Raw genomic sequence first — 5,556 nt, 5'->3', positions numbered from 1 at the left:
GTCATCTCGTGGCCGGCTTCGACATCCGGAGACGCTTCGCCGGCCACGCCCGCCGTAGCGCCCAGACCCGTCATGCATTAAGACTGAAACCGGACCACCCGATGGGGGCAGGTCAGTCGCGTACTTAAGACACAAGCCTTTAAGAAGTAAAGAAGCCAATGTAGTGCAGAGGAGCAGGGATGGGACCTTGTGCAAGAGCAGCATCTAGTCTTGGAGCGCGTATAACGCGGCCTGCAGTTGCATTGTATGGAGATTTGAATGAGTAAAACGATTGCTGCGAACTCGGACAGTGATTCTTTTCACGTAAACAGCGAGTTTTGGTCGGGAAAGCGCGTGTTTCTGACGGGACATACCGGCTTCAAAGGTAGCTGGATGCTGCATTGGCTGGAGATGCTTGGTGCTGTCACCCGCGGCTATGCCCTGCCGCCCGACACCAAGCCCTCGATGTTCGAGCAAACAAGAGCGTCCGAGATTTGCGATCATGTTCTGGGCGATATCCGAGATGCCGGGGCGCTGCGCGAGGCGTTGGTTTCGTTCCAACCGGACATCGTCATCCACGCAGCCGCTCAGCCCTTGGTACGCCGGTCCTACCAGGAGCCGGTCGAGACCTTTTCCAGCAATGTCATGGGAACGATCAACCTTCTCGAGGCCTGCCGAGCCTGTGAAAGCGTGGCATCAATCGTCATCGTCACGACCGACAAGTGCTACGCCAACGCTGAATGGCCCTTCGCCTATCGCGAGAACGATCCCATGGGCGGCAAGGATCCCTATAGCGCCTCCAAGGCCTGCGCCGAGCTTCTGACCCACGCCTGGCGTGAGTCCTTCTTTTCCTCCAATTCCCCGTTATCTCGTCAGGTTCCGGTATCCTCCGCACGGGCCGGCAACGTCTTCGGCGGCGGTGACTACTCCAAGGATCGTTTGCTTCCCGATGCCGTTCGCGCCTTCACCAGGGGCGAACAGCTGATCATCCGGTCTCCCGATGCCGTGCGGCCTTGGCAACATTGTCTTGAACCGATTGCCGGCTACCTGCGCCTTGCCCGCGCCTGTTACGAGGGCGGCACGACGTATGCTCAAGGGTACAACTTTGGTCCCGCTGCCGAACAGCTGCTGGCGGTGGGCGATCTTGCAACGGCATTCGCGGAACGCTGGGGCGAAGGCGCAGGCTGGCAACATCGGCCGGGCGAAGCGCATCTGAAGGAGGCAGGCCTTCTACTCCTTGACTCAGGCCTTGCGCAACGTACGCTTGGCTGGCGCCAGTTGAGCGATGTCTTTGCAGGACTCGACGCGACTGTGGCATGGTATAAGGCTGCCGCCGACAATGCCTCTGCAGCGGAACTTTTGACATTAACCCGGACACAAATTGCAGACCTAGCAGGCGCACCTATGCCCGCCGGGTCCTTTTCGACCCATTGAAGGACAAGTCGATGCGCTTCACTCCGACGACCCTTGCGGGCGCAGTTTTGATCGAACCTGAGCTCCGCGAGGATGCACGAGGACACTTTGCCCGCACCTTTTGCGAGGCCGAGTTCGCGGCGGCCGGACTTGAACGCCGGTTTCCGCAGCAAAACCATTCCTACAATCATGTTGCTGGCACCTTGCGAGGGATGCACTTCCAGCATGCGCCCGACACCGAGGTGAAGGTGGTAAGGTGCACGCGCGGCGCCATCCGCGATGTCATCATCGACCTGCGCCGTGATTCCAGCAGCTATCTTCAGTGGGAGGCTTTCGAACTGACCGAAGAAAATGGCCGCCAGCTTTATGTTCCCAAGGGGTTCGCCCATGGCTACGTGACCCTCACAGACCAAAGCGCTGTCAGCTATCTTGTGTCGACCCCCTATGCGCCCGCGGCGGAAGGCGGCGTGCGCTGGAATGATCCCGCTTTCGGCATTGACTGGAAGATGGAGGTCATGCAGATCTCGGAGAAAGATGCAAGCTGGCCCGACTATCGGCCGCACGAGTGGGGACTGGCCTAATGCTGATCGTGGATACGGCGCTTGCGGCGCGCGCTGAGTCAGGCAACCCGCTTCGTTTCGGCATGATCGGCGCCGGCTACATGGGACGCGGGATCGCGAACCAAGTGCTGAACTACATGCCCGGAATGGAACTGTCAGCGATCTGCAACCGCAGCCTGCCAGCCGCAATTGCCGCCTATGCTGATTTTGGTGTCCCGCGCGATCGAATTATTGAGGTTAACACTGTCGATCAACTGGAGGACGCACTGCGGGCCGGACGTTTTGCGGTCACGTCGGACCCTGCAGTGCTGTGCGAAGCCCCCAGCCTGGAAGCGCTGGTCGAGGCGACGGGTCATGTGGAGCATGGGGCGCAGGTGACGATGCAGGCCATCGCGGGCGGCAAGCACCTAGTGCTGATGAATGCCGAACTGGATGCAACGGTCGGTCCACTGCTTCGGCAGAAAGCGGATGCCGCGGGTGTCATTCTAAGTGGCTGCGATGGCGATCAGCCGGGGGTCCAGTTGAACCTTTTGCGCTTTGTCCAGAGCATCGGCCTGATCCCTCGGGTTTGCGGTAACATCAAAGGGTTGCAGGACCGTTATCGCACGCCTGAAACGCAGGCGGCCTATGCAAAGCAATGGGGACAGACACCTCATATGGTAACAAGCTTTGCTGACGGAACCAAAATCTCGTTCGAGCAAGCCATCGTCGCCAATGCGACCGGAATGCAGGTTGCCCAACGCGGCATGATCGGCATGGATCATCGAGGCTCGGTGGACGAAATGACGGGGATGTATGACCTAGACCGCCTGCGTGAACTGGGCGGCATCGTGGATTATGTGGTCGGCGGCCTGCCCTCACCCGGCGTCTATGTATTTGCCGAGGCGCAGGACAAGGTTCAGGCCCATTACCTGAACTACGGGAAATTAGGGCAGGGACCACTCTACAGCTTCTATATTCCTTATCACCTGATGATTTTTGAGGTTCCGCTGTCGGTCGCACGCGTGACGCTGTTCGGCGACCGCGTGATTGCGCCAAAGGCGGGGCCGGTGGTCGATGTCATCGCGGCGGCAAAGTGCGATCTGGACGAGGGAGCGGTTCTCGACGGGCTAGGCGGCTTCCTGACTTATGGGCTGTGCGATAACTACTCAGTTTCTCGCGCCGAGAACCTGCTGCCGATGGGCATTGCGGCCGGCGCCCGGATGCGCCGCCGCGTACCAAAGGACCAAGTTCTAACCTACGAGGACGTGGAACTTCCCGTGGGAAGCCTTGCTTGCGCCCTGCGGGCTGAACAGGACAGAATATTCCAGCCTTGAGCAGTTCACGCTAGAATGTAACCATCCGCACCGCCTTTGACATTTGGGGCAGGCAAGCAGGATTCTAATATCGATGGCCTCAAACCTCGACGCCATTTTAGATTCGCAAGGAGGTTGATGTTCCGCTAGGTCAGCATTTTATAGTTGCCGCCCTTGATGTAGACCGCATTTTACCCGTGGTGGTTTGTGATCGAAAGAATTCACCCTCAAGTGTTCATGAGTGTAATTGCTCAAGAAGCACCTGGCTAATCCTGTTTGTTCGTTTTGGTGCACCAGCAGACCTAAGGCCCTTTGACGCCTTAAGCGAGCCTCGTCCGTCAGATTGTGGCGTGAGCTAACAGCATTCCTGATGGCCTCTCTAGGTTTTTTCAGCTTCGTTATTGATCTAGGTTGCATTCCGCTTTCAAAGAGCCTCGCATTTCCGCTACGATACGCAACGCAGCGTCGCGCCACGGGACGCTAATAACTGGAGGCAGACCCTGACTGCATTACCCAACATGTTCGACCCCGCAGAAGGGCCGATGAAAGCGTCGGTCGGACGTGGAATTATAGCCACCGGCGGGGCGCAAGCGTTTAAGCTCGCTTTACAAGTTGTCTCGGTAATCGTGCTGTCACGCTTGCTGACCCCAGATGATTTCGGACTAGTGGCCATGGCTGGGCCAGTCCTGGCTTTCATAGCTCTGTTCCAAAACTTAGGGTTGACCCAAGCCACTGTCCAGCGCCCTCGGATCGGCCACAGCGAAGTGAACTTTCTTTTCTGGATCAATGTCTCAGCCAGTGTTGTCGTGGCCGCTGCACTAGTAGCAGTCGCGCCCCTTGCAGCTAATTTTTACGGTGAGCCGCGGGTCGGACCGCTGATAGCGGCGATGGCGCTTCCAGTATTGCTAACTGGAAGCGGTGCGCAGCACAGCGCGCTGCTAAATCGCCGCATGGAATTTGGAAGACTTGCGCGAATTGACATAGCAGCGGGGGTAACGAGCTTAGTTACAGCAATTGTTTGGGCTAGTGTCGCGCCGTCTTACTGGGCACTGTGGGGGGCCTCGGTTGCCGGGGCACTAGTCGGAATCGTTATGGTCTGGATAAGTTCTCCGTGGCGGCCATCCTGGCCGGGGCATATTGGCGACGGATGGTCGATGGTGGGATTCGGAGCAGGACTAACAGGGTTCAACTTCGCCAACTTTTTCGGTCGAAACCTTGACAATATTTTGATAGGAAAGTTTTGGGGCGGCTTTCAATTAGGGCTTTATGAACGAGCCTATAAGCTTCTTTTATTTCCTTTAACTCAGATTACCAACCCGCTATCGCGAGTAATGGTTCCTGCCCTATCGCGCCTGGCTGCAGAACCCGACCGGTATCGCCGGGCCTATTTGAGGGTAATACGGCTAGTTTTGCTGGCAACGCTACCCGGCGTAGCCATGAGCATCGCTATGGCCGATATTTTAATTCCCTTTCTATTGGGTGATCAATGGGCAGAAAGCGCAAAGATTTTTGCAGTGCTCGGTTTCGCTGGACTGATGGGGCCGCTAAACAATCCTGCCGGCTGGCTGTTTGTCAGCCAAGGCAGGTCCCGTGATTTCTTTTACTGGGGTTTGGCTACAGCAGGGTTTGCCGTTGTGGCCTTCTCGATCGGAATCATGTGGGGTGCTGTTGGTATTGCATTTTCCCTCTCAATCAGCGAGTATATCAAGACGCCAATCCTGTGGTTATATGTTGGGCGCCGAGGGCCGCTTGGAATTGCGGACATTATAGGTGCTGCATGGCCGTTCTTACTCGGCGCACATCTTGTGGTGCCTGCTCTGTGGGTATTAACTCCGTACCTTCCTCAAGCGCCGCTGCCTGCTGTAGTCCTTAGCCTGCTGTTTGCCTACGCTGCCGTAGCCTTCCTGGCAAGCTTTAGTGCATCGGGGCGCGAAACGCTGCGAGAATTGGTGAAATTATAGTAGATTTTATTGGAATATTTCGCAAATAACATTTCGAGGGAACCTAATTGTCACTTCCTACGTGATTATGCGGCCTCTTTCTGAACAGGTACGGCCTTTGTTTTTGCCAGTTCTTTAGGGTCTGTCCAGCCCCGAGTGCGGGTGGTTTTCGTTGTACAACTCAATCACAGAACGCCCACAGGACTGATGAGCGTGAGCTTCTTTAACCGTGGCATCCGTGGGCGGGACGACGGGTTTATGTCCAGGCGGTCGTTGAGAAGGCCAGCCAGCCGGCATTTTGTTGTAGCCTGACCGGCATCGCATCCGATCGCTGGCTCCGGCGTGGATGTTTGGTCGGGCCACCAGCCA

General features: G+C 57.0%; 4 protein-coding genes. All 4 read left to right on the top strand.

The genetic code is table 11. From position 1 onward, the window contains the following. The first annotated feature begins 258 nt into the window (after positions 1-258). The gene (gene rfbG, locus OC184_RS19400) at positions 259-1,413 is read left to right on the top strand and encodes a CDP-glucose 4,6-dehydratase (RefSeq protein WP_265508804.1); all 1,155 of its coding nucleotides are present in this window, start codon (positions 259-261) and stop codon (positions 1,411-1,413) included. Positions 1,414-1,424: 11 nt separating this feature from the next. Further along, positions 1,425-1,973, top strand: a complete 549-nt coding sequence (rfbC, locus tag OC184_RS19395) for a dTDP-4-dehydrorhamnose 3,5-epimerase (protein WP_265508803.1) — start codon at positions 1,425-1,427, stop codon at positions 1,971-1,973. Next, positions 1,973-3,268 (top strand): NAD(P)H-dependent oxidoreductase, encoded by a 1,296-nt coding sequence (locus OC184_RS19390; protein WP_265508802.1) that lies wholly within the window; start codon positions 1,973-1,975, stop codon positions 3,266-3,268. Before rfbC ends, OC184_RS19390 begins: the two co-directional genes overlap by 1 nt. 497 nt (positions 3,269-3,765) lie before the next feature. Further along, the gene (locus OC184_RS19385; RefSeq protein ID WP_265508800.1) at positions 3,766-5,208 is read left to right on the top strand and encodes a lipopolysaccharide biosynthesis protein; all 1,443 of its coding nucleotides are present in this window, start codon (positions 3,766-3,768) and stop codon (positions 5,206-5,208) included. Positions 5,209-5,556 lie beyond the last annotated feature (348 nt).

The organism is Paracoccus rhizosphaerae (genome assembly GCF_026162645.1).
GTDB classification, from domain to species: Bacteria; Pseudomonadota; Alphaproteobacteria; order Rhodobacterales; family Rhodobacteraceae; genus Paracoccus; species Paracoccus rhizosphaerae.
Note: the sequence above shows the minus strand (reverse complement) of the source record. Positions and strands in the feature narration are given on the sequence as shown.

Bases quoted from the DNA above. Each gene is read 5' to 3' on its own strand.
- rfbG (WP_265508804.1), top strand. From the start codon at position 259: ATGAGTAAAACGATTGCTGCGAACTCGGACAGTGATTCTTTTCACGTA.
- rfbC (WP_265508803.1), top strand. From the start codon at position 1,425: ATGCGCTTCACTCCGACGACCCTTGCGGGCGCAGTTTTGATCGAACCT.
- OC184_RS19390 (WP_265508802.1), top strand. From the start codon at position 1,973: ATGCTGATCGTGGATACGGCGCTTGCGGCGCGCGCTGAGTCAGGCAAC.
- OC184_RS19385 (WP_265508800.1), top strand. From the start codon at position 3,766: ATGTTCGACCCCGCAGAAGGGCCGATGAAAGCGTCGGTCGGACGTGGA.